The following is a 23,519-nucleotide window of genomic DNA, read 5'->3' as shown; positions in this document are numbered from 1 at the left end:
GGCTTCCGGAATTTCTCCGGACGTACCCAGACTAGGGCCTTAGCCCACCTTGACGCTGATGGTGTGATAGCCCGTGGCGCCGTCCGGAGCCACGGGGGCTTTGTCCTCGGTCTGCGGCTGGCCGGTGGAGTCTGTGGCCCGCACCTGGACCTCGTAGTCGCCGGGGGTGAGGTCCACGCCCAGCTGCCACTGATACCAGGTGTCGGTGGAGATTCCGCCCGCCAGGGTAGCCGGCTGCCAGGACCCGCGGTTGACACGAATCTCCACCTTGCTGATGCCCCGGTGCTGGGCCCATGCCACCCCACCGAATTGCACTGTGCCCGCCTGGACCGTCCTGCCGCTGCGGGGTACGTCGATGCGTGACTGCGTCTTGATGGGTCCGTGGTCGCTCCAGCCGCGGGGAGTCCAATAGGCGGTGTCGTCTGCGAAGCGTGTGACTTTCAGTTCGGTCAACCATTTGGTGGCCGAGACGAATCCGTAGAGCCCGGGAACGATCATGCGGACCGGGAAGCCGTGCTCCAGCGGGAGCGGTTCGCCGTTCATGCCGACGGCCAGGATGGCGTCGCGATCGTCGGTCAAGGCCTCCAACGGTGTGCTTGCCGTCCAACCGTCGTTACTGGTGGACAGCACCATGTCTGCACCGGATTTGGGACCGGCCATGGCAAGCAGTTCGCGGAGGGGCCAGCCCAGCCAGAGCGCATTGCCGATGAGGTCGCCGCCGACGTTGTTGGACACGCAGGCGATGGTGATATGCCGTTCGATCATGGGTTTGGCGAGGAGCGTGGCGAAGTCGATCTCGATCTCCCGCTCCACCAATCCGGTGACCTTCAGCCTCCACGCCGGCGGGTCGATGGCCGGTACCGTCAGTGCCGTGTCGATTCTGTAGAAATCGGAGTTCGGGGTCACCAGGGGGCTGATGCCGTCCACGGCCAGCGAGGCCCCGGCGGGTATTGCCTGCGGTGGGGTAACGGGCTCCGGGAGCGTCATGGAACCGCGGAAACCTGACGCCACGGCGGTGGCCCGGGTGAGGACCGCGGTGACGGTTCCGGCCACGACGGCGGCTAGGGAGGTGCCGCCGAGAGCGTTCAGGAAACTTCGCCGTGCCAGGGGTGCGGGATCATGCCCCTGCAGTTCCTGACGCGTGGCCTCGGGAGCCCACGTAATGAGCCGACGAATGAGGGTACGCAACAGCAGCATCGTGACGACCGCAGCGACGATCGGGGCCAGGGCCGCCTGCGGGCTTGCTTGGGCACGCGTCACGACGGCGGTCAGGCCAGCCGCTCCTGCCAGCCCGGCCAGCACCAGCCCCAGCCGGTGCGGCGACGCTCCAGAACACCGGCCAGCGCTGCCAACAACCCCGCGACGAGACCGATGGATGCAATCAACACGATCTTGTCCGCTGTGCCGAACAACTGCACCGCCAGGTCCTTCACTCCGGGAGGCACTGCATCAATCACAGCTCCGCCCAGGGCCGTGACAGGGGAAACCAGCGGGCTCAACAAGCCGGCGGTCAGTTCACCAGCCGCGATCCCCGCACCGCCCGCCGCTACACCGGCCGCGGCAGCCCACAGACGTGGGCTGCGCTGGAGCCGGCTTTGTGATGGGGTGGAGGCCCGGGTTTCCGGCGTGTCCACACTGCTGTGCATGCTCATGATGCGCCTCCTGCGCGTTCGTCGGCTGAAGTCCCGGATGTGGCCGGGAAAGAAGATGGCTGGGGAGCCTCCGCCGGAAGGGACAGCGCAAACCGGCATCCGCCGTCGACGTTGTCCACGGTGACAGATCCCCCGTGGGCCTTGACGATGCCGGCCACCATGCTCAGTCCGATGCCCGCGCCACTGTAACTGCCTTGCAGCCCTTCAGTGGTGCCCCGGGCGCGGTCTTTCTGCCAGCCCGTCTCGAACAGATGAGGCAGGTCCTCGCTGCGGATGCCCCCGCACTGGTCCTGCACTGCGACCACTGCATTTCCGCCGTTCTGCCCCATGCCGTCCCGCCCGACGCTGACGTGGACCACAGTGTCCGGCCGGCTGTAGATAATGGCGTTGAGCAGGATGTTCCGCACGGCCCGGGCGAGGCTGGGTCCATCGGCGACGGCCATGCACTCACGGTCCCCGCCGCCGTCGAGCGTGATGCCGCGTTGAGCGGCCAAAGGTGCGAGGTCGGACAACGCATCGCTGACAAGGTCGTAAAGGTCCAGGGGTTCAGCACGGAGACGGAGAGTGCCGGCCTGGATCTTGGACAACTCCAGGAGGTCATTGACCATGGCGGTCATCTGCTCCGTCTGTCCGATGATCTTCCGGTAATAGCCCGGCACATCGGACGCCATACCGTCTTCAAGGGCCTCGGTCATGGCACGCATGCTGGCCAACGGGGTCCGGAGATCATGCGATATCCACGACACCAATTCCCGCCGGGCAGTCTCAATGGCGGCTTCACGTTCCCGTGACTCGGCGAGGCTGCGGCTGCTGGCCTCAAGTTCCTTGGCCAGTTCGGCAAGTTCGGACGTCATGGCGGGAGCTCTGGCCCGCCCCTCCGCGTGGTCCAAGGTCTCCCCACGGCCCAGGCGCCGCGCGGCAACCACCAACCGGGCAGCGTTACGGGAAACCCCCGCGCCCAGCATCAGTGACAAGGCAACGGCCACTGCTGATGCCACGGCCAGGATGTACCACATCACTTCCAGGTCCCTCGCGGAGATGAACATGGCATTGAACGCACTGACCATGCCGGCAACCAGGACCGCAACCGTAGCTACCACCACCAAGCAGATCTGCGCCAGGACCGACGCCCGCCGCAGGAGCCGCAGGCTGAACAAGGTTGTGGCGCCGATGAGGACGGCCCAGAACAGGACCCACGCCAGGATGGTCCACAGCTCACTGCCCTCCATGGCCACGCTCCCCGCCGTCGGAGTGCTCCGGCGCGCTGCCGGTGGCGGAATCGAAGCGGTACCCCACACCCCAGACCGTCTTGATCAACTCCGGCTTGGTGGGATTGGCTTCAATCTTTTCCCGCAGGCGACGCACGTGCACTGTAACTGTTGAGAGATCGCCGAAGTCCCAGCCCCACACGGCCTTGATGAGTTCCTCGCGGCTGAACACCTGGTGGGGCCGGCGCATGAGGAAAGCCAGGAGATCGAATTCGCGCACCGTCAAGGCCAACGGAACTCCATGATGGGTCACTGTCCGGGACGCGGGATCGAGTTCCAGGCCCGCGGCTTCCACCGGTGGTTCCGGCGTAAACTCCTTGATGCTGCGACGGAGCACCGATTTGACGCGGAGAACCAGCTCCCGCGGTGAGAAGGGCTTGGTGACGTAATCGTCAGCTCCCATCTCAAGGCCCAGGATCCGGTCATCTTCGGTTCCCAAAGCCGTGACCATGATCACCGGTACGCTCATGGTCCGGCGGAGCCGGCGGCACACCTCCACGCCGTCCAGTCCGGGAAGCATGCGGTCCAGGATCACCAGGTCGGGGTGGCGGGCCGCTGCCAACTGCAGGGCGGTAAATCCATCACCGGCCATGTCCACCTGGAAGCCCGCTTGCAGCAGGTAGTCGCGGACCACATCGGCGATGGTCTGTTCGTCTTCCACCAGGAGGATGCGGCGATTCCCTGGTTCCGCTGATGATGCCGTAGGTGTGGTCACGCTTTCAGCATAGGTTTGCCTGCGGTCCCCAGCACCCGATTCAGGCATCCGCGGTGCAAGTGTATGGAATCCGTAAGAACTGTATGACTGTAATTGGTGTCACTGATCCTGCCACGGTGGCGTAGCCTGAATTTATGAGTGTTCAGCTGGGAATGCCGGTGCCCCCTTCGGGTGGCCCCGCAGGCAGCAAGGAAAGTGGCGTCGCGGTACCGCCGCCGCGCCCCGCAGGAACGCCTGCGGGCCTGTGGGACCGTTATGGCCGGCGCGCTACGGATATGCGGCTGTCCCTGACGGACAAATGCAACCTGCGCTGCACTTACTGCATGCCGGCCGAGGGGTTGGAATGGCTCTCGAAACAAGCCGTGATGACCAGGGACGAAATTGTCCGGATCGTCCGCATCGGGGTCAACGCCCTGGGCGTACGGGAACTGCGCCTCACCGGCGGCGAACCCTTGGTCCGCGCTGACCTGGTGGACATCATTTCCGGCATCCGCAGCGACCACCCGGACCTCCCGATCTCCATGACCACCAACGGTGTCGGCCTGGACAAGAAGGCGGCGGCGCTGAAGGCTGCAGGCCTCACCCGCATCAACGTCTCGCTCGACTCACTGCACGAGGAAACCTTTACCAAACTCACGCGCCGGCCGTTCCTGGATCGTGTCCTGGCCGGCGTTGATGCCGCCTGGGCAGCGGGCCTGGGGCCGGTTAAACTGAACGCCGTGCTGATGCGCGGGATCAACGACACCGAATCGCCGGACTTGCTCGCCTGGGCATTGGGCCGCGGCTACGAGCTTCGCTTCATCGAACAAATGCCACTGGACGCCGATCACGGGTGGACCCGTCGCAACATGATCACGGCCGCCGAAATCCGGGATCTGCTCTCCCGCGACTTTGTGCTGGGGCACGACCCCCGCGAACGGGACGGCGCCCCGGCCGAACGCTTTGAAGTACGACGCCGGGACACGGCTTCCGGTGAAGCTACGGGTCCGGTCCTCGGTACAGTCGGCATCATCGCCTCGGTCACCGAACCGTTCTGCGCCGACTGCCGACGAACGCGCATCACGGCCGAGGGCAAGATCATGAGCTGTCTCTTCTCCCGCGAAGAATTCGACCTCCTGGGCCTGCTTCGCGACGGGTCCACGGATCATGAACTGGCGTCGCGATGGCAAGACGCCATGTGGGTCAAGCCTAAAGCCCACGGCATGGACCACACAGGTCTCGGCGCAGCGGACTTCGTCCAGCCGGACCGCAGCATGAGCGCAATCGGAGGCTGAAACCTTGCTTGTCCGTTACTTCGCTGCCGCACGCGCGGCGGCCGGTGTCGAAGAAGAACGTCACGTCCTCCCGGAAGGCACCAGCCTGGAAGCGTTGCTGGAAGCCGCCCTCGCCGTCGAACGTCCACTGCCTCCCGAAGGCACTCCGACGCTGGACCGCATCGTGGCACGGAGCAGTTTCCTCCGCAACGAGGTAGCTGTGAGGGACCGTTCAGCGCCGCTTGGAGCCCAGGATGTCATCGATGTCCTGCCGCCCTTCGCCGGAGGCTGAGGCTCAGGCCTTACGGAAGACGCTCTTCAGCAACGGGCTGAAGTCCGGTGTCCCTTCCAGCCGTAGATCGGCCGTATGCACCAGGACCCCGTCCTCCACGCGGAAGGTGTGCCTGGCGACGCCGTCGGCAGTCCTCCTGTCCAAGGTCAGAGTGCCTGCATTCCACGCTCCCCGGACCGGGCTGGCCGGCGACCTCCCCAGACTGTCTACGTAGTACCAAAGAGTGTCCCCGTGATCCCGGTCCACAGTGAACATGCCATGCCCTTCAAAGTGCGTGCCGTCTGCCTCGCGGTGCCGGTAGCTCTGGACGACGGCATACCCGCCGGCAGCCTTGGTGAAAACCACTTCCGCTTCAGCCGTCCGGGCGCTCCCCCACGGCGACGCGGCAATCTCCGTGATCCCCAGCCAGTGACCGATGAAGTCCTGCAACAGCTCCGCGGCCTGGCCGCTCGAGGGCAGATCCATCACGTCTCCAAAATCGTCAGGGCAGCATCATCACCGTGTGATCATGCTGCCCTGTTGACAGTGCGCGAGTCCAGAGGCTTAGAGGCCGAAAGTCTCGGTTTCCTCGAAAGGACCCACCACAGTGATGGTTCGGGGTGCTGCTGCAAGTTCGCGGGCCAGGTCCTGCACTTCTTCCACCGTGACGGCCTGGATCCGGGCAAGGGTTTCGTCAATGTCCTGGAATTCTCCGGAAACCAACTCTGCCCGGCCCAGCCGTGACATCCGTGATCCCGTGTCTTCCAGGGCCAGGACGATTCCACCGCTGAGCTGGCCTACGGCCTTACGGAGTTCTTCCTCCGTGATGCCCTCCTTGGCAAGCTTCTCCAGCTCGACGCCCAGGAGGTCCAGCACCTGGCGGACCTTGGACGGCGTACATCCTGCGTACATTCCGAAATAGCCGGCGTCAGCGTAAGCCGCGGTGAAGGAGTACGTGGAGTACACCAGGCCTCGCTTCTCGCGGATTTCCTGGAACAGCCTGGAGGACATGCCGCCACCCAGGACAGCGTTGAGCACGCTCATGACGAATCGTCGGTCATCGGTTGCCACAATCGTGGGGCAACCCATGATGATGTTGGCTTGCTCCACTGGGCGCTTGACCACATGGAGGCCGGACGTTCCGCTGATGACGGCGCGGTCCGTTCCACGGCGGTTGACCGGGGCTGCCTGGGGGTCGAGGTTCCAGCCCGCGGCCGTCAGGGCATCGAGGACAAGGTCGCAGACGACGTCGTGGTCCAAGCCGCCGGCAGCGGTAATGACCAGTTCCTCCGGGCGGTAGTAGCGCTGATAGTGCGCCCAGACCGCGTCCCTTGCCACAGCCTTGATGGCGTCAGGGGTTCCACCAATGGGACGGGCCAAGGGGTGGTGGCCGAGGACGGCCTCCACGAATTTCTCGTGGGCAACATCGGTGGGGTCATCGCTGTCCATTGCGATTTCCTCAAGGATGACGTCGCGCTCCTGCTCCAACTCAGCAGGATCCAGGACGGCGCCGGTGATCATGTCGGCAATAACATCGATGGCCATGGGCAGGTCTGTGTCCAGGACCCTGGCGAAGTAGCAGGTGCTTTCCTTCGCGGTGGCGGCGTTCGATTCGCCGCCCACCTCGTCAAAAGCCGAGGCGATCTCCAAGGCGGTGCGGCGCTTGGTGCCTTTGAACAGCAAGTGCTCAAGGAAGTGCGTGGAACCGTGCTGGCCGTCCGCTTCATCGCGCGAACCCACTGCCACCCAGAACCCTATGGTGGCCGAACGCTGGCCGGGCATTGCCTCGGTCAGGACGCGCACGCCGCCGGGAAGGACCGAGCGCCGTACGACGGAACCGCCCTCGGCACCATGGATCAATTCGCCGCCGGGAAGAGTTTGCTCCAGTGGCAAGGGTACGACAGTCATCAAGGCCTTTCAGGTTTTCGGGTTAAGGCCGGAAGGGCCGGTGGAGCTTTTTCAAGCCCACCGGCCCCGCCGGGTGTACTGCTTACAGACTACTCTGCGGACTCTTCAGCGGCCTCAGCCGGAGCGTCCTCGGCAACTGCGCCGTCTTCCTCGGCAACAACCGGGGAGAGGGAAAGCTTGCCGCGGTCATCGATCTTGGTGATCTCGACCTGGACCTTCTGGCCCACGGAGACTACGTCATCAACGTTGTCCACCCGCTTGCCGTTGGCCAGCTTGCGGAGCTCGGAGATGTGCAGCAGGCCGTCCTTGCCCGGGGTCAAGGAGACGAAGGCGCCGAAGGTGGTGGTCTTGACGACCGTACCCAGGTAGCGCTCACCGATTTCCGGGACCTGCGGGTTGGCGATGGCGTTGATGGCGGAACGTGCTGCATCGGCAGACGGACCGTTGGTAGCGCCGATGTAGACCGTGCCGTCATCTTCGATGGAGATGTCCGCGCCCGTGTCTTCCTGGATCTGGTTGATCATCTTGCCCTTGGGGCCAATGACCTCGCCGATCTTGTCCACGGGGATCTTGACGGCGATGACGCGCGGAGCGAACTCGGAGAGCTCATCCGGGGTGTCGATCGCTGCGTTGATGACCTCGAGGATGTGGAGGCGGGCTTCGCGGGCCTGCTTCAGTGCTGCTGCCAGCACCGAAGCGGGGATGCCGTCGAGCTTGGTGTCCAGCTGGATGGCCGTGACGAACTCGGACGTACCGGCAACCTTGAAGTCCATGTCGCCGAAAGCGTCTTCGGCGCCGAGGATGTCGGTCAGCGCTGCGTAGCGGGTCTGGCCGTCAACCTGGTCGGAAACCAGGCCCATGGCGATACCGGCAACTGCTGCCTTCAACGGCACACCGGCGTTGAGCATGGAAAGGGTCGAAGCACAGACCGAGCCCATGGACGTCGAGCCGTTGGAGCTGAGGGCCTCGGACACCTGGCGGATGGCGTACGGGAACTCTTCACGCGTCGGCAGAACCGGAACCAGGGCGCGCTCTGCAAGTGCACCGTGGCCGATTTCGCGGCGCTTCGGCGAACCGACGCGGCCGGTCTCACCGGTGGAGTACGGCGGGAAGTTGTAGTTGTGCATGTAGCGCTTGCGCGTTACCGGCGACAACGAGTCGATCTGCTGCTCCATCTTGAGCATGTTCAGCGTGGTGACACCCATGATCTGGGTCTCGCCGCGCTCGAAGATGGCCGAACCGTGGACGCGGGGAAGAACCTCTACCTCGGCGGTGAGCTGGCGGATGTCCGTTAGGCCACGGCCGTCGATGCGGATCTGGTCCTTGAGGATGCGCTGGCGCACAACCTGCTTGGTGACCGAGCGGAAAGCTGCGGAGAGTTCCTTCTCGCGGCCTTCGAAGTTACCGGCAAGCGCGCCCAGGACTTCGTCCTTGAGCTCGTCAGAGGCGGTGTCGCGGTCCTGCTTGTCAGCGATCTGGAAGACAGCAGCCAGTTTGTCGGCAGCAGCGGCTTCAACAGCGGCGTAAACATCGTCCTGGTAGTCCAGGAAAACGGGGAACTCGACGGTGGGCTTGGCAGCGCGTGCAGCCAGGTCCGCCTGTGCTTCACACAGTGCCTTGATGAACGGCTTTGCAGCCTCGAGGCCCTCGGAGACAACCTCTTCGGTGGGAGCCGTGGCGCCCTGTTCCTTGATGAGGTTCCAGGAGTTGTCCGTGGCTTCGGCTTCAACCATCATGATGGCGACGTCGTCACCCGTGATGCGGCCGGCCACAACCATGTTGAAGACGGCGTTCTCAAGCTGGGAGTGCTTGGGGAAAGCAACCCACTGCGAACCCTGTTCGTCGGCGATGAGGGCGACGCGGACGCCACCGATCGGGCCGGAGAAGGGGAGGCCGGAAAGCTGCGTGGACATCGAGGACGCGTTGATGGCGACGACGTCGTAGAGCTCATCGGGGTTGATCGCCAGGACGGTGACGACGATCTGGACCTCGTTGCGCAGGCCCTTGACGAACGCGGGGCGCAGGGGACGGTCCATGAGGCGGCAAGCCAGGATGGCTTCGGTGGACGGGCGGCCTTCGCGGCGGAAGAACGAGCCCGGGATACGGCCGGCAGCGTACATGCGCTCTTCAACGTCAACCGTCAGCGGGAAGAAGTCGAAACCTTCGCGCGGCTGCTTGCCTGCGGTGGTTGCGGAAAGCAATGCGGTGTCTTCGTCGATGTAGACCATCGAAGCGCCGGCTGCCTGCTTGGCGAGGCGGCCGGTTTCGAAGCGAATGACGCGCTTGCCGAAACGACCGTTGTCGATAATGGCTTCGGAGAACTGGATTTCGGGACCCTCCATAGAGAGTCACCTCCGTTTCTGTTAGCGGAAGTCCGCCGCATCAACCCAGGCCTCTTCTTTATTCCTGGCCTGTACGACACCCGGTCATCGATCGAGATCCACGGGGCAATCGTCACCGATTGTTCCCGGGAATCACTACCGAGGACCGCGAATGCGCGATGCGGTTGATTCCTGTTTTTAGTTGTTGGTGAAGAAGACGGCCCGTTCCACGAGGGACCGGGCCGCCCACAAAGTCAGACTAGCGACGCAGGCCGAGGCGCTCGATGAGCGCACGGTAGCGGGCGATGTCGGTGTTCTTCAGGTAGGAAAGCATGCGCTTGCGACGACCAACCATGGCCAGCAGACCGCGCTGGGTGTGGAAGTCGTGCTTGTGCTCCTTCATGTGCTCAGTCAGATCCTTGATCCGCTGGGTCAGGACTGCAACCTGTACCTCGGGCGAACCGGTGTCGCCTTCAGAGGTTGCGTATTCCTTGATGATGGACTGCTTTACAGCGGCTTCAAGTGCCACGTGAACTCCTAGAGTTGTGCCGTGCCTCCCGGTGCAGCGCCTCGCTGACGGGTTGCCTTTGGTGCGTCGCCGCACACAAAAACAGGTCCAGCCGCCACGGACTGCAGCCGGATCCACTCATCAGTTTACCGGCAGGCCGGCAGTGTTGTCGAAATGCGCCTAGCTCTGGCCCAGGAGCTCGTGCGCCTGGGCTACATCCAGGCACATTTGCTCGACCAATGCCTCGGGTCCCCGGTACGCCACCATGCCCCGGAGACGCTGGGTGAATTCAACGGCTACGGTTTGGCCATAGAGGTCGAAGTCCTCCACATTTTCCTCGGGACGATCGATCACATGGGCTTCCACCTGACGGCTGACGCCATCGAACGTGGGGTTGGAACCCACGGAAATCGCAGCCGGCCACCGGGTTCCGGACTGGTCGATCAACCAGCCGGCATAAATTCCGTCGGCAGGAACATAGCCGGTGGAATCGTGGGAAAGATTGGCGGTGGGGAATCCGAGGTCACGGCCACGGGCAGCGCCATGGACGACTTCCCCGCGCATGCGGTGGGGCCGGCCCAACACTGCGGCGGCAGTGACGACGTCTCCCTCGGACAAAGCTTCCCGCACCCAGGTGGAGGAACAGCGGCGGTCGGTATCGCCGTCGTCGTGGACCGGGAAGCCTCCCGCGCCGTACTCATTCACCACCTGAACGCTGAAGCCGAGCTGGTCGCCCAACTCCTGCATGGTGACGACATCGCCGGCATTGCCGGCGCCGAAACGGAGGTCATGCCCCACCACCAGGTGTGCGGCGTGCAGCCCGTCCAGGAGGACCCCGCGCACAAACTCCAGCGGCGTCATGGCCGCCAGGTCCAAGGTGTACTTCATGACCAGTACGGCATCGACGCCGGTGTCCGCCAGGGCTTCCAGCTTGTCTTGGAGCCCCATGATCAGTTCCGGGGCAGAATCCGGCCTGTGGACCTGGGCGGGATGGGGATCAAAGGTCACTGCTACCGACGGGATGTTGTGCCGCTTGGCGGTATCAGTCAGTTGCGCCAGGACATGCTGGTGTCCGCGATGGACACCGTCAAAGTTTCCGATGGTGACGACAGTAGCTCCGAAGTCCTTGGGGACTTCAGTGGGATCGTTCCAGATGTGGACCATCAACCTCGCCTTTTACTGCAGATATTCGTTCCGCCCGGCAACCTTCCGGCGCCGGAACATTCTAAGGTTACCCGCCAGGGCAGCTGGCTCAGGACGGCCTGCGTTTGTTGAGCCACAGGAGCCCGAGGATCGGCAGGACCAAGGGGACGAATCCGTAACCGCGCCCGAACAGCGACCAGACGGTGTCGTGCGGGAAGGCGACGGGATCGAAGAGGCTGATGGCTCCCACCACCAGCACGCCCACAAGTTCCGTCAGCACAGCCGCGAGGGAAACCTTGAACCAGGTGCGGCCGGGTTTGGCCAACGAGATGGTGGCCACGATGTACACGACGGCGGCGAAGGCCGAAAGGATGTGCGCCAAGGGAGCCTCGGCAAACTTGGTGGCGATCTGGTAGCCCGCGCGCGCCGTTGCCGACAAAGCGAAGACAGCGTAGACCGCGATCAGCAGGCGGCCCGGACCAGTATTGCGGGTGTCCTTCTGCTGCGGGTTTGCCGGGTTGGTCTCGGTTCCAGTCACGTCGTGTTCTTCCTTCAAGGTCAGTACCAGATCTGGTTCATGCGGGCACCCATGACGAGCACGGTGACGCCCACTGCGGCCAGGACGAAGTTGCTCCAACGGGTTCGTTCAAGGATGGCCCAGTAAACAGCACCCAACGGGATCATCAGGGCCGTCACCAAGTAGCCCCAGAACTCCCAGGCCTCACCGGCAATCTGCTCGCCCATGGCCACCCGGACTATCGAACCCACCAGATACACCAGGAGGACCAGCTCAACGGCGAGCACGGAGAAGATGGTGGGATCGTTCGGCGCTTTCTTCATCAGGCCTGCCACGAGGCACATGATGGTGGACACCAAACCGACGATCAGGATGGCATAGAAGTATCCGTCCATGCTTAGTGCGCCTGCCCGGTTCCGGGCCCTGTTCCCGGAGCGAAGACCAACACCGGTTTCGCGAAGCTGCCGGCGTCAGCCAGCAGTGCTACCAACTCCCCCGACGGCGCGAACGCGGCGGCGGGGTTCTCAGCGGTAGCGGCCGTGGGCGTACCTGCTCCGGGGCCGGCCGCAATACGGCGGCCAAAGGAGATCTCCGTGGTTTCTTCCTCGCTGAGCTCCCGGTTGGGCATGAGGGCCCTGGCCGCCAGGGACATCTCCAGCACGTTGAGTTCTTCCGCCAGTTCTTCCAAGGTGCGGGCCTGGTCAAGGGTGTACGGACCAACCTGGGTCCTGCGCAGGGCAGTAAGGTGGCCACCGACGTCCAGGCCATTGCCGAGGTCGCGGGCCAACGCCCTGATGTACGTGCCGGAAGAACATTCCACGGTGACGTCAACGTCAACTACCCTGCCGCCGTCGACCCTCGTTATGGAGTGGACATCGAAGCGGTGGATGGTGACCGGGCGGGCGGCGAGCTTGACTTCCTCGCCGGAGCGGACGCGGGCGTAGGAACGTTCGCCGTTGACTTTGATGGCACTGACGCTGCTGGGAACCTGCTGAATGGGTCCCGTTAGAGCGGCCACCCCGGCGGCGATGGCGTCATCGGTAACCTCCGCGGCGGTGCGGCTTTCGGTGACCTCGCCCTCGGCGTCATCGGTGATGGTGGTTTCGCCCAACCTGATGGTGGCGGTGTAGGTCTTGGAGGTGCCCACAATATAGGTCAACAGGCGCGTAGCCTTGTTGATGCCGAGCACCAGCACGCCGGTAGCCATGGGATCCAGCGTTCCCGCATGCCCCACTTTCCGGGTACCAGCCAGCCGCCGCATCCGGCCAACCACATCATGGCTGGTCCATCCCTGCGGTTTGTCAACGATTACCAGTCCAGAAAGCACGCTTACCAGTATATGGGTGGCTAGGATGGCTCCCATGCCTGAGCTTGCCGCACACGTCCGCGACGTCCCCGTGAACCAGATCCGCGAGATCACCGAAGCCGCCTGGGCTACCCCCGGAGCGATCGTCCTCAGCATCGGCGAGCCGGGCTTTGCACTGCCGCGGCACGTCCTGGACGCCGGCATTGCCTGCCTGGACCGGGATGAGACCAATTACACACCGAACGCCGGGATTCCCGCGCTCCGTGAGGCCTTCGCAGCGCGCTTCCGCGAACAGCAGCAGGTGCACATCGGTCCGGAGCGGGTCTATGTGGTGGACGGCGCGCAGCAAGGCCTGCACTTCGCCATGAGCCTCCTGCTCGCTCCAGGCGACGAGATCCTCATCCCCAATCCCGGCTACCCCACGTTCGCCATGACCAGCCGCCTCCTGCACGCAGTTCCCGTCCAGTACCCGCTGTACCCCAAGAACGACTTCCAGCCCCATATCGAGGACATCGAAGCACTCATCACGCCACGGACGCGCGTCATCATGTTGAACTCCCCCTCCAATCCTTTGGGCGCGGTCATCAGCGAAGAAGCCACGCGCCACCTCGTGGACCTGGCAGTGCGGCACGACCTCTGGATCATTTCGGACGAGTGCTATGAGGCTTTCACGTTCGATGTCCCCCATGTCAGCCCCGCCCGCTTCGACAGCGACGTTCCCGGTGAAGCCCGCGTGTTCACCTCCCTGACGCTGTCCAAGACCTACGGACTCACGGGCCTGCGCATCGGCGCCCTGGTCTGCCCGCCAGGACTGGAGCAGAAGATGAACAACGTCATGGAGTCGATAGTGTCCTGCGTCGCGTCGCCCTCCCAGTACGCCGCGCTGGCCGCCCTCACGGGCCCCCAGGACTATGTTTCCCACGCCCGCGACCACTACCGGAGCAACCGGGATGCGGCCTCGGCGGTGTTGTCGGGAAGGGAATTCCGTTCCTGGGAGCACAGGGTGCGTTCTATCTGTGGGCCGACGTCTCCCATGTCACCAACGGAGATGTCCGCACCTGGGTGCGAAAGTTCCTTGCCGATGCCGGAGTGTCCTTCGCGCCGGGAACGGCGTTCGGATCCATCGGTGAGGGATGGATCAGGATTGCCCTTTGCGGTGGGCAGCAGGACCTGCTCGACGGCGTCAGCCGGCTCCCAGCCAGGGTCTAGTTGCCGGGGACTTCAGGAAGTGGGCGCCTCCGCAGGCCGTCCGCCCTCAGTAGGCAGTCCGTCGGGAGTGGTTCAGCCAGGCCTCGAAGGGGTCATCGGACGCAGGCAACCCAGCGTGCTCTACCGGCAGCAGCCCAGGCCTGGCACCGGCGAAATATTCGTAGAACACGGCGTCATCAAAGCCCGCCCGGGCAGCACCATGCCTGTCCGCCGCGAAGTAGACATGGCCGATCCTGGCCCAGAGCGCGGCCGACAAACACAAGGGGCATGGCTCACAACTGGCGTAGAGAACAGATCCCGTGAGGTCGAACCGTTGCGTCGCGGAAGCGGCCCGGCGGATGGCCACGACTTCTGCATGGGCTGTGGGGTCATGGTCGCGGGTGACCCGGTTGACACCCTCATGGACAGTCCCGTCCGGGGTGACCACGACGGCGCCGAAGGGACCGCCGCCGTCGGAAACGTTCTGCACCGCCAGGTGGATGGCACGGTTCAGATAATCATCACGTTGCTGAGCAGTGTGCGCCGACATGCACTGATCCTAACGAGTTTGAGTACAGCTAATGCCCCTAAAACGCAGTCTTAGGGGCATTAGCTGTACAAAAACGCTGAGGTTTTAGCGGTTGGCGTCTTCGTCGAGTTCTTTATCTCCGGAGAGGTCAGTGTCCTCTTCGTCGAAGTCGTCCTCATCGATGTCTTCAGGGGCATCGCCCTTGTAGGGGTCGGCCTCGCCGGCGTGCTTGGCACTGGCAGCCAAAGCGGCTACCTCGGCATCGCGACGCTTGGCTTCGCGCAGCAACTCCTCAAGGTTCGAGGCGTTGACCGGAATCTGGTCCGCAACAAACTCGAGCGTCGGGGTAAGCCGGACGGTGATGTTACGGCCAACTTCCTGCCGAAGCACACCCTTGGCCTTCTCCAAGGCGCGGGCAGCATCAGCGTGGGCTACCTCGTCACCGAAGACGGTGTAGTAGATAGTGGCGTGCTGAAGGTCGTTGGTGACGCGGGCGTCGGTGACCGTGATGGACTCGACGCGCGGATCTTTGACCCGACGGCCGAGGGCCTCAGCGACGACGACCTTAATCCGCTGTGCCAGCTTGGCAGCGCGTGCGGGATCAGCCATGACTTCCTCCTGGAAAGTAGAAACGGGGACGGAACAGGTCCGCCGGGGCTACCCGACGGACCCGTTCCAAACGGAACCTAGACGCGCGGCTTTTCGCGCATTTCGAAGGTCTCGATGATGTCGCCTTCAGTGATGTCGTTGAAGGAGCCAAGACCGATACCACACTCGAAGTCGGTGCGGACTTCGGTGGCGTCATCCTTGAAGCGCTTGAGCGTCTCAACGGTGAGGTTGTCACCGATGACCTTGCCGTCGCGGCTGACACGTGCCTTGGTGTTACGGCGGATGATGCCCGTGCGGACGATCGAGCCTGCGATGTTGCCGAACTTGGAGGAGCGGAAGACTTCGCGGACCTCGGCAGTACCGAGCTGGACTTCTTCGTACTCCGGCTTGAGCATGCCCTTGAGGGCCATCTCAATGTCATCGATTGCTGCGTAAATGACCGAGTAGAAGCGCATGTCCACGCCTTCACGGTCAGCAAGTTCAGCAACGCGCTCGGCCGGCTTGACGTTGAAGCCGATGATGATGGCGTTGTCCACCGTGGCGAGGTTGACGTCGTTCTGCGTGATGGCACCCACACCGCGGTGGATGACACGGAGCTGAACGTCGTCATCTCCGACGTCGATCTTGAGCAAGGCGTCTTCGAGGGCTTCCACAGCACCGGACACGTCACCCTTGAGGATGAGGTTGAGGGTGTCGATCTTGCCTTCTGCAACGGCCTGGTCGAAGTCTTCCAGGCTGATGCGCTTGCGACGCTTGGCCAGTGCGGCGTTGCGGTCGGCAGCTTCACGCTTCTCAGCGATCTGGCGGGCCGTACGCTCGTCAGGGGTCACCAGGAAGGTGTCACCTGCACGCGGCACGTTGGACAGGCCGAGGACCTGGACCGGACGGGACGGCAGTGCGACATCGAGTGCCTCGCCGTTCTCGTCGAACATGGCGCGGACGCGGCCGTGGGCCGTACCGGCCACGATCGTGTCGCCCACGGCCAAGGTACCGGACTGGACCAGGACGGTAGCAACAGCACCGCGGCCCTTGTCCAGGTTCGCTTCGATGGCAATGCCTCGAGCGTCCTTGTCCGGGTTGGCGCGCAGATCCAGTGCGGCATCGGCCGTCAGCAGGACGGCGTCGATCAGTTCGTCGATGTTGAGGTTCTGGCGTGCAGAGACCTCAACGAACATGGTGTCGCCACCGTATTCTTCCGGAACCAAGCCGTACTCGGTCAGCTGGCCCTTGACCTTGTCAGGGTTGGCGCCTTCCTTGTCGATCTTGTTCACCGCGACGACGATCGGCACATTGGCTGCCTGGGCGTGGTTGAGCGCTTCCACCGTCTGCGGCATAACGCCGTCGTCGGCTGCGACAACCAGGATCGCGATATCGGTGACCTTGGCACCACGTGCACGCATGGCCGTGAAGGCCTCGTGACCGGGGGTGTCAATGAAGGTGATGTCGCGGGCAGTGCCCTCGTGGACGTGGCTGATCTGGTAGGCACCGATGTGCTGGGTGATGCCACCGTGCTCGCCGGCCACAACGTTCGAGTTGCGGATGGCATCCAACAGGCGGGTCTTACCGTGGTCAACGTGACCCATGACGGTGACAACCGGTGCGCGGGCCTCGAGAACGTCGTCGCCTTCGGCGTCGAGTTCATCCTGGATGTTGATGTCGAACTGATCCAACAGCTCGCGCTCTTCATCCTCAGGGGAAACAACCTGGAGCTTGTAGCCGAGTTCGGCGCCAAGCAGGCCAAAGGTGTCTTCGTCGAGGGACTGCGTAGCCGTTGCCATTTCACCGAGGTGGAACAGCACGGTCACCAATGATGCGGGGTTCGCGTCAATCTTCTCGGCAAAGTCCGTGATGGACGAGCCGCGACGCAGGCGGATGATGGTCTCGCCATCACCGCGGGGTACCGAAACGCCGCCCAGCGACGGAGCACTCATCTGCTCCAGTTCCTGGCGCTTTGCACGCTTCGACTTACGCTGCTTGCCACGACCGGCGCCGCCCTTGCCGAAAGCACCCTGGGTGCCACCGCGACCGCGACCACCCTTACCGAAGCCACCGCCGGCGGGAGCGCCGCCACCGGTACCTGCACCAGGTGCGCCACCGGGACGACCGGGGCCGCCACCGGGACGGCCTGCGCCACCCGGACGGCCTGCGCCACCGGGAGCCGGACGCTCAGTGCGGTTGGGCATCATGCCCGGAGTAGGACGGTTTCCGGCACCGGGACCGCCAGCGGGACGCGGGGCGCCCGGACGGGGTGCACCCGGACGCGGAGCGCCCGGACGGGGACCACCGGTGCCTGCGGCAGGACGGGGACCGCCTGCGCCGGCAGCGGGACGGGGACCACCGGGGCGTTCGCCGTCATTGCGGCGTTCGCCTCGGGGCATGCCCTGGGACGGTGCAAACGGGTTGTTACCCGGACGCGGCGGACGATCTCCGTCGCCACCACGGCCCCGGGGCATGCCCTGGGAGGTAGCAAACGGGTTGTTGCCCGGACGGGGACCGCCGGGACGGGGGGCCTGGCCACCTTGACGTGCCGGAGCCGGCGTCTCTGCCTTGGGAGCAGGACGGGCGCCGGGCTTGGCCGAAACCGGGGTGGACGCGGCGGGAGCAGCAGGTGCCGCCGGAGCCGAAGCTGCCGGAGCAGGGGCCGCAGGTGCTGCCGGAGCCGAAGCTGCCGGAGCGGGGGCTGCAGGTGCCGGGGCCGGAGCCTTCGGTGCTGCGGGGCCCGGAGCCGGAGCTGCCGGACGGGATGCTGCGGGACGGGTTGCCGCGGGAGCGGCAGCGGGAGCGGCGGCCTTGGCAGCGCCGGCACCCGGGTAGGCGTCGCGAAGTTTCTTCACGACGGGGGCCTCGATGGTTGACGAGGCGGAGCGAACGAATTCGCCCAATTCCTGCAGTTTGGTTACTGCATCTTTGGAAGTAATACCGAGCTCTTTGGCGAGCTCATGTACGCGGACCTTGGCCACATTTCTCCTGTCTCGGTCCGCACCGAGCCAGGCACGAACCGTCTACTTCTTACTGCGGGCCTTCGCCGCTTGCGCGAATGAAAGGCCCATTGCAGAGCGCAACAAAGTTGTCATCGTTACGCACTCATCGCTGGGAACTCATCGGGTTTCCATCAGTTTTCTGACCCGCTTTCAGGTTTGGACGGTTTTCCTGTGGCGGCCTGGGCCTCCACAAGTGGCGTGCCCTGCATCAGGTAACGTTCGACGGCATCCGTTTCGGCAGCGCCCGCAAGGGCCCTTCCGAAAGCGCGCCGCTTGATCGCCAATGCCAAGCACTTTTCGCTGGGGTGCAGCCACGCACCCCTGCCGGCCATCCGGCGTCGGACATCCACCAGGACGGCGGACGAACCGCTGCCTTGGGTGACCAGCCGGACAAGCTCGGACCGGGAGCCTTGCTTCCGGCATCCGATGCACGTGCGAACAGGCCCGTGGCCATGTTCAAGCAGTTCAGCCACGACGCGTCCAACCTGCCTTACGTTACTGGCGCCCGACGGGCCCCGGTCCTGCACACGCAGCTGAGGCACGCCAAAGCGCGCGGATACCGGACGTAAGCCCGGTTCCATCTAGTCTAGCCCCCCGGCCCCGCACTCCCGAAACCAGGGGCGCCGCAAGCGCGGCGCGGAACCGGCGGCATCAGCCGCCGGCTGAACCGCTAGTCGACCTTTGCCGGAGCGGCGTCAGAGACGATATCGATCCGCCAGCCAGTCAGCTTTGCGGCGAGCCGGGCATTCTGGCCTTCCTTGCCGATGGCCAGCGAAAGCTGGTAATCGGGAACCACCACGCGGGCCGAGCGGGTTGACTCGTCCGTGATTGTGACGGAATTCACCCTGGAGGGCGACAACGAGTTGGCAATGAAGGTTGCCGGGTCATCACTGAAGTCGACGATGTCGATCTTTTCGTCGTTCAGTTCAGTCATGACAGCCCGGACGCGTGAACCCATTTCACCGATGCAGGCACCCTTGGCGTTGATGCCGGGGGTGTTGGCCTTGACGGCAATCTTGGTGCGGTGGCCTGCTTCGCGGGCAAGCGCCACGATCTCCACGGAGTGGTCGGCGATTTCGGGAACTTCCATTTCGAACAGCTTGCGGACCAGTCCGGGGTGCGAACGGGACAACGTGATGGAAGGACCTTTTGCGCCGCGGTGGACGTCCACCACGAAAGCACGCAGGCGGCTTCCGTGGAGGTACTTCTCACCGGGAACCTGCTCGGGCGGCGGCAGCAGTGCCTCTACGGCTCCCAGGTTGACCTGGATCATGTGCGGGTTGTTGCCCTGCTGGATCATGCCGGCAACGAGTTCGCCTTCACGGCCCTTGAACTCGCCCAGCACGTTGTCATCCTCCACGTCGCGAAGACGCTGGAGGATGATCTGGCGGGCCGTGCTGGCCGCGATGCGGCCGAAGCCGGCCGGGGTGTCCTCGAACTCGCCGATGGGCTCGCCGTCGTCGTCAATCTCGGTGGCCCAGATGGTCACGTGGCCGCTCTTGCGGTCCAACTCTGCGCGGGCCTTCTCGAAGGCGCCGGGCGTCTTGTGGTACGCCACCAACAGAGCTTGCTCGATGGTGGGAATCAGGAGATCCAGCGGGATTTCACGCTCACGCTCCAGGAGTCTCAGTGCGCTCATGTCAATATCCATTAGGCCTCCTCGGAAGGTCCGTTGTGCTCGTCTGCCAGCGCAGCCTCGTGGAGGTGGCTGAATTCAATCTCGACTTTTCCTTGGCGGATCCTGTCGAAAGGAATAGTGATGGGGTCGCCTTGCTTGGGCTTCATGCCCTTCTTGACCTCGTGCTCGGGGATCAACGTCACGCCGTCATCCTCCACCGAGGCAATGCGGCCCAGGAGATTGTCCCCCTGGATCACGTTGACCCGGACCATACGGCCGCGGGCCCGGTGCCAGTGGCGCGGTTCGGTCAAAGGGCGGCTGACGCCCGGCGAAGACACCTCAAGGTCATACGGGCGTCCGTCGTCATGGGGGTCGTTGTCCAGAATATCGGACAGCCCGCGTGAGACATCCGCGATGGCGTCAAGGCTGACACCGCCGGTTTCCTCCTGCGGCAGGTCCACGACGACGTGGACCGTGCGGTGTGAACCGGCAACGTGGATGGAAACATCCTCGAGGTAGAGCCTGCTGGCAAGGACAGCCGGTTCAAGCAGCGCCTTAAGCCTGCTCTCTTCCGGGTTGTGGATGGTGGCCGTTGAGTTGGATTCAGAACGGTGTGTTGAAGTCGTGGCTTCCGAGTCACTCACGTTGCCCGCCGCCTCCCGATAGATGTTGTTGTGACTACTAGCCTAACGATTTTCCCGGGAACATGGTGCACGGACTTTGCCACCCACGTGACACCATGGTCTGTTGTGAGCGGGCAGACAAGCGAAAAACGACGAACACCACCCTGGGGCAGGGTCCTGCTGGTTGCCGTGGTGGCATTGCTCGTCGCAGGGACCGGAATAGTGCTTATTCCGCGTGATTCCGGCACTCCCCCGCCCGTCCCTTTCTCCGAAACGGCCCGCGCCAGGGCACTGGAGGACACCCTCCAGCTTCGCGGATCGGCTGCTGCCCTGTCCTCGGCCGCCGGCCAGGGTGCAGCACAGCCTGCCCTCCAGGACGCTGTGACTTTGCTGACAACGCAGGCTCGCGCCCTCCTGGTCCCGTCAGAAGCAACGCCCTCCGCCACCGCGACCCCTGCCGGCACAGCAGAGACCACCACGCGTGCCGCCTTTGTTGCCGCTTTGTCCGCGAGCGGAACCCAGCGCCTGGCAGACGCCTACGAGGCCGACGGCGGCATCGCCCGACTCCTCGCTGCGGTGGGATCCGCCCAAGTGCTGGGGGCCGAAAAGCTGGCTGGTGCATGGCAGTTGCCGGTCCCGAAGGATGCCGCGGCATCCAAGACCAAAAAGCCTGCCGCCACACCGTCGACGGCACCATGCCCCTCGGTCAGCCCCACGCCCGAGCCAACGTCCGCCACCACCGACGCAGCCTTGGCAGCTACGGTCCGCACACACCAGGAAGCCGTCTACGCGTACCAGGTGGCGCTCAAACGGCTGGACACAGGGGCCGCCGGCACCGCGGCCAAGGGCCTTGCAACCCACGAACTGCTGCTGCAGCAAGTGGAGGCTCTGACCCGGGCCAACTGCGGGGACGTACCTGCCAGCGAAGCCGGCTACCGTCTTCCGGGACAATTCGCGCAGGACCCCGCCGCTGCCCTGGCCGCGCTGGAATCGTCGGCTCTTCCGGTGTTGGGGGACTTGGTTGCCCTGTCCACGGGTGAGACCCGGGCATGGGCGGTGGACGGCCTCCTGGCCGCTGGGCGCAGGAGCCTGGCGTGGGGCGCGGACGTGCCTGCCCTGCCGGGCCTGACGCTCGACGCCGGGGAGTTGCCGCCGCTGCCGACGCCCGGTTCAGCGACGGGTTCAGCGACGGGTTCCGTGTCCGGCTCCGCCACCACCACACCATCCACTGAGTCCACCACAAACGGGTCCACCCCTCCCCCCGCCGGATAGGCCAGCCTAGCCATGCTGGTCAAGACCCTCCCCCGGTGCTTGGCTTGGATTATGGCTTCCCCAGACACTGCCACCGTGCACGAGAACGAACCCCACCGGGATGACCTGGCCCACCGGTTGAACTGGTTGCGGGCCGGGGTCCTGGGCGCCAATGACGGGATTGTGTCCGTTGCTGCGATCGTGGTGGGCGTGGCAGGTGCCACCACCAGCACCGGCAGCATTCTTGCCGCCGGCACCGCGGGCCTGGTGGGTGGCGCCATTTCCATGGCCTTGGGTGAATATGTCTCCGTCAGCAGCCAGAGCGACACCCAGAAGGCGCTGATCGAGAAGGAACGCCTCGAACTGGCCCAGCAACCCGAGGACGAACTCAACGAGCTGGCGGCCATCTACGAGTCCAAGGGGCTCAGTGCGAAGACTGCACGGGCGGTTGCTGAGGAGCTCACGGAGCACGATGCCCTGGCCGCCCATCTCTCTGCGGAACTGAACATCCATGAAGATGACATTGTGAGCCCGTGGAACGCGGCGTTGGCGTCCGCGGTGGCGTTCACTTTGGGGGCCATACTGCCCATGCTGGCCATCCTCCTGCCTCCCCCGGAGCTCCGGGTACCGCTGACCTTCGTGGCGGTCCTGCTTGCCTTGGCGATCACCGGAGCTGTTGGCGCCTGGATCGGTGGCGCTTCCCGGTTCCGTGCGGCCTTCCGGGTGGTGCTGGGCGGCGCGTTGGCCCTGGCTGCCACGTTCTCCCTCGGAACGCTCTTGGGTGCCAGCGGCGTTTTCTAGGGGCCACGGCTTCCCTCAGAGTTAGGCTGATCGCGTGACACTTCACGCGATGATTCCCATTCCGGGCGACCTCCACGCCCGGTACAACCGCGACTCCGCGGGACGCGACTGGCTGGCCAGCCTTCCGGGACTTATCTCAGATGCCCTGGACCGGTGGCAGCTCTCAGTTGACCTGGCACCCGGCACCGAACCATGGAACGGCCATGGAGCCTTGGTGGTGCCCGTCCTCCAGAACGGCGCCCCATCTGCGCTGAAGATCGCTTACCCGCACGACGAAGCCCAGGTGGAACGCCACGCCCTGGCACTGTGGGATGGTCACGGCGCGGTCCGCCTGCTGGCAGCGGATGCTCCCACTTGCACCATGCTCCTTGAACGGCTGGATGCCTCCCGCTGGCTCCAGGACGCCCCCATGGATCACGCGAGGGACGCCTGGGGCGCCGTCCTGCGCCGGCTCTCCATCCAACCTGACGAGCGCCTGGAGTGGCAGGCCTTGGAGCACATTGCCGCAACTGCCGAGCGATGGAGCGATGAGCTGCCGGCGGAGTGGGAACGCCTGGACCGGCCGTTTCCCAGGTGGCTGCTGGAAGCGGCACTGGAAGTGTGCCAGACGCGTGGCGCCGTGGGACGCCGTTCCGGGACGGATGTCCTGGTACACACGGACCTCCACTTCATGAACATCCTTGCTGTCCCCAGTGGCAACCGGCAGCTCCGTGGCGACTACCTGGCCATCGACCCGCAACCACAGGTTGGTGAGGCCGAGTTCGCTGTGGCACCGGTTTTGTGGAACCGGATCCATGACCTCTCCCGAACGGCCCCGGAGGCTGCGTTGCGGGAGCGCTGCCACGACTTCAGCGTCGCCGCGGGGCTCGATCCCGAGGCTGCCCGGCAATGGAGCATTGCCCGCGAGGTGGACAATGCCCTGGGCTATGCGGGAACTCCCGGTCACGGCGGGGACTTTGCGCGTTCTTTGTGGGTTGCCAGCACTCTTGCGGGCCGGACGCTTGATGACCTTCCACGGGCCCATGAGCTCCCTGTTCCCGGCGCGACGGCGTTCTAG

22 protein-coding genes and 2 pseudogenes are annotated in these 23,519 nt (G+C 64.6%); 7 read left to right on the top strand and 17 right to left on the bottom strand.

Annotation, left to right across the window (positions count from 1 at the left end; all coding sequences use genetic code 11):
- Positions 1-39 precede the first annotated feature (39 nt).
- The 3 genes and pseudogenes from CGK93_RS08130 to CGK93_RS08120 all read right to left on the bottom strand — a co-directional run bounded on the left by CGK93_RS08130 (position 40) and on the right by CGK93_RS08120 (position 3,635).
- A pseudogene (locus CGK93_RS08130) lies at positions 40-1,646 on the bottom strand (molybdopterin-dependent oxidoreductase).
- A 2-nt stretch (positions 1,647-1,648) separates the two neighbouring features.
- Positions 1,649-2,881: a sensor histidine kinase gene (locus CGK93_RS08125; RefSeq protein ID WP_089597291.1), complete on the bottom strand. Its 1,233-nt coding sequence runs from the start codon at positions 2,879-2,881 to the stop codon at positions 1,649-1,651.
- Entirely contained in the window at positions 2,868-3,635 is a 768-nt protein-coding gene (locus tag CGK93_RS08120; RefSeq protein ID WP_089597289.1) for a response regulator transcription factor, read from the bottom strand. Before CGK93_RS08120 ends, CGK93_RS08125 begins: the two co-directional genes overlap by 14 nt.
- A gap of 134 nt (positions 3,636-3,769) precedes the next feature.
- Here CGK93_RS08120 and moaA point away from each other — a divergent pair, with 134 nt between their 5' ends.
- Together moaA and CGK93_RS08110 are read left to right on the top strand one after the other, a co-directional pair.
- The gene (gene moaA, locus CGK93_RS08115; RefSeq protein WP_089594387.1) at positions 3,770-4,909 is read left to right on the top strand and encodes a GTP 3',8-cyclase MoaA; all 1,140 of its coding nucleotides are present in this window, start codon (positions 3,770-3,772) and stop codon (positions 4,907-4,909) included.
- 4 nt (positions 4,910-4,913) lie between these two features.
- Complete coding sequence (locus tag CGK93_RS08110) at positions 4,914-5,180, top strand: MoaD/ThiS family protein (protein WP_089594386.1); 267 nt, start codon at positions 4,914-4,916, stop codon at positions 5,178-5,180.
- A gap of 3 nt (positions 5,181-5,183) precedes the next feature.
- Here the strand turns inward: CGK93_RS08110 and CGK93_RS08105 are convergent, their stop codons facing one another.
- From CGK93_RS08105 to truB, 8 genes are all read right to left on the bottom strand, one after another.
- Positions 5,184-5,645 (bottom strand): DUF1579 family protein, encoded by a 462-nt coding sequence (locus tag CGK93_RS08105; protein WP_089594385.1) that lies wholly within the window; start codon positions 5,643-5,645, stop codon positions 5,184-5,186.
- A gap of 78 nt (positions 5,646-5,723) precedes the next feature.
- Complete coding sequence (locus CGK93_RS08100; RefSeq protein WP_089594384.1) at positions 5,724-7,067, bottom strand: M16 family metallopeptidase; 1,344 nt, start codon at positions 7,065-7,067, stop codon at positions 5,724-5,726.
- 89 nt (positions 7,068-7,156) lie between these two features.
- Complete coding sequence (locus tag CGK93_RS08095) at positions 7,157-9,409, bottom strand: polyribonucleotide nucleotidyltransferase (RefSeq protein ID WP_089594383.1); 2,253 nt, start codon at positions 9,407-9,409, stop codon at positions 7,157-7,159.
- A gap of 238 nt (positions 9,410-9,647) precedes the next feature.
- On the bottom strand, positions 9,648-9,917 hold the full coding sequence (gene rpsO, locus CGK93_RS08090) for a 30S ribosomal protein S15 (protein WP_089594382.1): 270 nt from the start codon (positions 9,915-9,917) through the stop codon (positions 9,648-9,650).
- A 159-nt stretch (positions 9,918-10,076) separates the two neighbouring features.
- A complete protein-coding gene (locus CGK93_RS08085) occupies positions 10,077-11,060 on the bottom strand; it encodes a bifunctional riboflavin kinase/FAD synthetase (protein WP_089594381.1) in 984 nt (327 codons plus the stop codon).
- Between the two features lie 88 nt (positions 11,061-11,148).
- Complete coding sequence (locus CGK93_RS08080; protein ID WP_089594380.1) at positions 11,149-11,595, bottom strand: hypothetical protein; 447 nt, start codon at positions 11,593-11,595, stop codon at positions 11,149-11,151.
- Between the two features lie 2 nt (positions 11,596-11,597).
- Positions 11,598-11,951 (bottom strand): hypothetical protein, encoded by a 354-nt coding sequence (locus CGK93_RS08075; RefSeq protein WP_089594379.1) that lies wholly within the window; start codon positions 11,949-11,951, stop codon positions 11,598-11,600.
- 2 nt (positions 11,952-11,953) lie between these two features.
- The gene (truB, locus tag CGK93_RS08070; protein WP_198318391.1) at positions 11,954-12,883 is read right to left on the bottom strand and encodes a tRNA pseudouridine(55) synthase TruB; all 930 of its coding nucleotides are present in this window, start codon (positions 12,881-12,883) and stop codon (positions 11,954-11,956) included.
- A gap of 34 nt (positions 12,884-12,917) precedes the next feature.
- Here truB and CGK93_RS08065 point away from each other — a divergent pair.
- Positions 12,918-14,071, top strand: a pseudogene (locus CGK93_RS08065) (pyridoxal phosphate-dependent aminotransferase).
- Positions 14,072-14,117: 46 nt separating this feature from the next.
- On the opposite strand, the gene CGK93_RS08060 reads toward CGK93_RS08065, so the two are convergent.
- The 4 genes from CGK93_RS08060 to CGK93_RS08045 all read right to left on the bottom strand — a co-directional run bounded on the left by CGK93_RS08060 (position 14,118) and on the right by CGK93_RS08045 (position 18,555).
- Entirely contained in the window at positions 14,118-14,600 is a 483-nt protein-coding gene (locus tag CGK93_RS08060) for a nucleoside deaminase (protein WP_089594378.1), read from the bottom strand.
- A gap of 84 nt (positions 14,601-14,684) precedes the next feature.
- Positions 14,685-15,188 carry a 30S ribosome-binding factor RbfA gene (gene rbfA, locus CGK93_RS08055; RefSeq protein WP_089594377.1) on the bottom strand — a complete coding sequence of 168 codons (504 nt, stop codon included), beginning with the start codon at positions 15,186-15,188 and terminating at the stop codon, positions 14,685-14,687.
- Positions 15,189-15,265: 77 nt separating this feature from the next.
- Positions 15,266-18,148 (bottom strand): translation initiation factor IF-2, encoded by a 2,883-nt coding sequence (gene infB / locus CGK93_RS08050; RefSeq protein ID WP_089594376.1) that lies wholly within the window; start codon positions 18,146-18,148, stop codon positions 15,266-15,268.
- A 152-nt stretch (positions 18,149-18,300) separates the two neighbouring features.
- Positions 18,301-18,555, bottom strand: a complete 255-nt coding sequence (locus CGK93_RS08045; RefSeq protein ID WP_332460087.1) for a YlxR family protein — start codon at positions 18,553-18,555, stop codon at positions 18,301-18,303.
- Here CGK93_RS08045 and CGK93_RS24480 point away from each other — a divergent pair.
- Positions 18,475-18,738, top strand: a complete 264-nt coding sequence (locus CGK93_RS24480) for a hypothetical protein (protein WP_332460096.1) — start codon at positions 18,475-18,477, stop codon at positions 18,736-18,738. The two genes, CGK93_RS08045 and CGK93_RS24480, sit on opposite strands and share 81 nt — an antisense overlap.
- 101 nt (positions 18,739-18,839) lie before the next feature.
- On the opposite strand, the gene nusA is transcribed toward CGK93_RS24480, so the two are convergent.
- Positions 18,840-19,820, bottom strand: coding sequence for a transcription termination factor NusA (nusA, locus tag CGK93_RS08040; protein ID WP_089594374.1), 981 nt, complete (start codon positions 19,818-19,820; stop codon positions 18,840-18,842).
- Positions 19,820-20,431 carry a ribosome maturation factor RimP gene (gene rimP, locus CGK93_RS08035; RefSeq protein ID WP_089594373.1) on the bottom strand — a complete coding sequence of 204 codons (612 nt, stop codon included), beginning with the start codon at positions 20,429-20,431 and terminating at the stop codon, positions 19,820-19,822. Before rimP ends, nusA begins: the two co-directional genes overlap by 1 nt.
- 105 nt (positions 20,432-20,536) lie before the next feature.
- On the opposite strand from rimP, the gene CGK93_RS08030 reads away from it, so the two are divergent.
- The 3 genes from CGK93_RS08030 to CGK93_RS08020 are packed head-to-tail and all read left to right on the top strand — an operon-like array spanning position 20,537 to position 23,519.
- Positions 20,537-21,682, top strand: a complete 1,146-nt coding sequence (locus CGK93_RS08030; RefSeq protein WP_232481577.1) for a DUF4439 domain-containing protein — start codon at positions 20,537-20,539, stop codon at positions 21,680-21,682.
- A 51-nt stretch (positions 21,683-21,733) separates the two neighbouring features.
- Positions 21,734-22,462 (top strand): VIT1/CCC1 transporter family protein, encoded by a 729-nt coding sequence (locus tag CGK93_RS08025; RefSeq protein ID WP_089597285.1) that lies wholly within the window; start codon positions 21,734-21,736, stop codon positions 22,460-22,462.
- Between the two features lie 34 nt (positions 22,463-22,496).
- Positions 22,497-23,519, top strand: coding sequence for an aminoglycoside phosphotransferase family protein (locus CGK93_RS08020; RefSeq protein ID WP_232481576.1), 1,023 nt, complete (start codon positions 22,497-22,499; stop codon positions 23,517-23,519).

It is taken from the genome of Arthrobacter sp. YN, from assembly GCF_002224285.1.
GTDB lineage: Bacteria > Actinomycetota > Actinomycetes > Actinomycetales > Micrococcaceae > Arthrobacter.
This window is presented reverse-complemented; position numbering and strand designations above follow the sequence as displayed.

Coding starts and splice junctions, on each gene's coding strand:
- CGK93_RS08125 (WP_089597291.1), bottom strand. CDS start 2,881: ATGGAGGGCAGTGAGCTGTGGACCATCCTGGCGTGGGTCCTGTTCTGG.
- moaA (WP_089594387.1), top strand. CDS start 3,770: ATGAGTGTTCAGCTGGGAATGCCGGTGCCCCCTTCGGGTGGCCCCGCA.
- CGK93_RS08105 (WP_089594385.1), bottom strand. CDS start 5,645: ATGGATCTGCCCTCGAGCGGCCAGGCCGCGGAGCTGTTGCAGGACTTC.
- CGK93_RS08100 (WP_089594384.1), bottom strand. CDS start 7,067: ATGACTGTCGTACCCTTGCCACTGGAGCAAACTCTTCCCGGCGGCGAA.
- CGK93_RS08095 (WP_089594383.1), bottom strand. CDS start 9,409: ATGGAGGGTCCCGAAATCCAGTTCTCCGAAGCCATTATCGACAACGGT.
- CGK93_RS08085 (WP_089594381.1), bottom strand. CDS start 11,060: ATGGTCCACATCTGGAACGATCCCACTGAAGTCCCCAAGGACTTCGGA.
- CGK93_RS08075 (WP_089594379.1), bottom strand. CDS start 11,951: ATGGACGGATACTTCTATGCCATCCTGATCGTCGGTTTGGTGTCCACC.
- CGK93_RS08060 (WP_089594378.1), bottom strand. CDS start 14,600: ATGTCGGCGCACACTGCTCAGCAACGTGATGATTATCTGAACCGTGCC.
- rbfA (WP_089594377.1), bottom strand. CDS start 15,188: ATGGCTGATCCCGCACGCGCTGCCAAGCTGGCACAGCGGATTAAGGTC.
- nusA (WP_089594374.1), bottom strand. CDS start 19,820: ATGGATATTGACATGAGCGCACTGAGACTCCTGGAGCGTGAGCGTGAA.
- CGK93_RS08025 (WP_089597285.1), top strand. CDS start 21,734: ATGGCTTCCCCAGACACTGCCACCGTGCACGAGAACGAACCCCACCGG.